The sequence below is a fragment of the Palleronia marisminoris genome, assembly GCF_900172315.1.
GTDB classification, from domain to species: domain Bacteria; phylum Pseudomonadota; class Alphaproteobacteria; order Rhodobacterales; family Rhodobacteraceae; genus Palleronia; species Palleronia marisminoris.
The window spans coordinates 1-1,040 of the sequence record NZ_FWFV01000032.1 but is presented as its reverse complement, the minus strand read 5'-3'; the positions used below and the strand labels follow the sequence as shown (position 1 = coordinate 1,040).

Sequence of the window (1,040 nt, the reverse complement as noted above, 5' to 3'; positions counted from 1 at the left end):
CCTCCTCCCCCGCCACGTCCCGCACATGCCGAGTGCTGATTTTCATGGATCAGCCGGCGTAGCGATGGAAGTCGTCGTCGGAGACCTCCTCCGACTTTAGGTCGAGCTCGAACGCCTTCACGTCCTTCTGCGTCCGGGTCGGCTTGGCGTTGGACGCCACGACCTTGGGCTTGGCAGGGGCCACGGGACGCTTTCCGGTATCGTCGAGCTCGAAATACGAGATCACGCCGGTCAGCTGCTGCGACTGTGCCGCCAGTTCCTGGCTCGTCGCGGCCGACTCTTCCGCGGCATTCGCGTTCTGCTGGATCACCTTGTCGAGCTCGCGGATCGCCTGGTTGATCTGCTCGGCACCGACGTTCTGCTCGCGGGTCGAGGCCGAGATCTCCTGCACCAGGTCGGCGGTGCGCTGGATGTTCGGGACCAGCGTCTCGAGCATCCGGCCGGCCTCGCCCGACACGTCGACGGTCTCGGCGGAGAGCTGGCTGATCTCGCCCGCCGCCTGCTGGCTGCGCTCGGCGAGCTTGCGCACTTCCGAGGCCACCACCGCGAAACCCTTGCCATGCGTGCCGGCACGGGCGGCTTCCACCGCGGCGTTGAGCGCGAGAAGATCGGTCTGGCGGGCGATCTCCTGGATGATGTTGATCTTGTCGGCGATCGTCTTCATCGCGCGGACCGCGTTGGCCACGGCCTCGCCGGATTTCCTGGCGTCGTCGGCGGACTGATTGGCGATCTTCTCGGTCTGGCCGGCATTGTCCGCGTTCTGGCGGATGTTCGCTGTCATCTCCTCGATCGAGGCGCTGGCCTCCTGGGCGGCCGCGGCCTGCTGGGCCGAGCCGGCGCTGAGCTGCTCGGCGGTGCTGGACATGTTACCCGCACCTTCCGCCACATAGGTCGCACTGACGGACGCGTTCGAGATCACCTCGCGCAGCTTGATCACCATGTCGCGCAGCGCAATCCCGAGCCGGTCGTCGTCGGAACGCGGCGTGACGTCGGCCCGCAGATCGCCGGCGGCGATGCTTTCCGCAGCCCGGCTCATCTCC

General features: G+C 67.2%; 1 protein-coding gene. It reads right to left on the bottom strand.

Annotation, left to right across the window (positions count from 1 at the left end; translation table 11 throughout):
* Positions 1 to 49: 49 nt before the first annotated feature.
* Positions 50 to 1,040 (bottom strand): methyl-accepting chemotaxis protein (locus tag PAM7066_RS18440; protein WP_246799796.1); only part of this gene is annotated, 991 nt, incomplete at its 5' end.